We start from the raw sequence: 659 nt of genomic DNA on the forward strand, positions 1-659 counted from the left end.
ATATCGATGTTTGGCAGCCAAAAATCAAGGGGTAAGCGATTATGGAAGCCACCGGCCAAGGCCGGACAATGGCAGGCAAGGCATTTCGATTTTAATTCAAATTTTACCTTAACTGCCGGCTTTGCTTGCCCCACAGGCAGGATGGGGGAACCATTCCCTTACTGGAGGAGTTTCGAAGCCGACACAGGATTTTGAGACGATGACCCGCAACACGGGCGAAAAGGCAGAAGGGCTGGCCATCGAGGTCAGGCGCCAGTTGGGTGCCGAGGCGGTGACCCGCTTTCTACGCACCTTGCCGGCCTTCCGCACCGAGGCCGACATTCCCGACCGGCTCCGAGAACTGCTCGACCGCCTCGATGGGGCGGAGCGCGGTGACATCGGCTGGCGCCGGCGTTAACGCAACAATCGATCTTGGCAGCAAACCTCCTATCGGCAATAGCCGGGGAGAGCCGAACCATCTAAGGATAGATGTGTTGTGGTTCAAAATGGAGGACGTAGTGGGCAAGGTTTCGATCACCTCATCGCTGATGGCGCTTGTCGGCCTCGGCGCCATCACCTTGGCGGCTTTTCCGGCACAAGCAGACAATCTGCAGCTGCAATTGGGCAAACATGGCCCGCGGCTGAAGCTCATGGAAGATTGCGACCCCGCCTATGACGAT

2 protein-coding genes are annotated in these 659 nt (G+C 57.7%); both read left to right on the plus strand.

What is annotated here, in order from left to right:
• The coding region (locus EN925_RS40385; protein ID WP_206633216.1) for a hypothetical protein at positions 1 to 195 on the plus strand (195 nt) is incomplete at its 5' end.
• A gap of 4 nt (positions 196 to 199) precedes the next feature.
• Positions 200 to 397, plus strand: coding sequence for a hypothetical protein (locus tag EN925_RS38540; RefSeq protein ID WP_024502834.1), 198 nt, complete (start codon positions 200 to 202; stop codon positions 395 to 397).
• Positions 398 to 659: the final 262 nt, after the last annotated feature.

It is taken from the genome of Mesorhizobium sp. M7A.F.Ca.US.006.04.2.1 (genome assembly GCF_004022915.1).
In the GTDB taxonomy this organism is placed as follows: domain Bacteria; phylum Pseudomonadota; class Alphaproteobacteria; order Rhizobiales; family Rhizobiaceae; genus Mesorhizobium; species Mesorhizobium ciceri.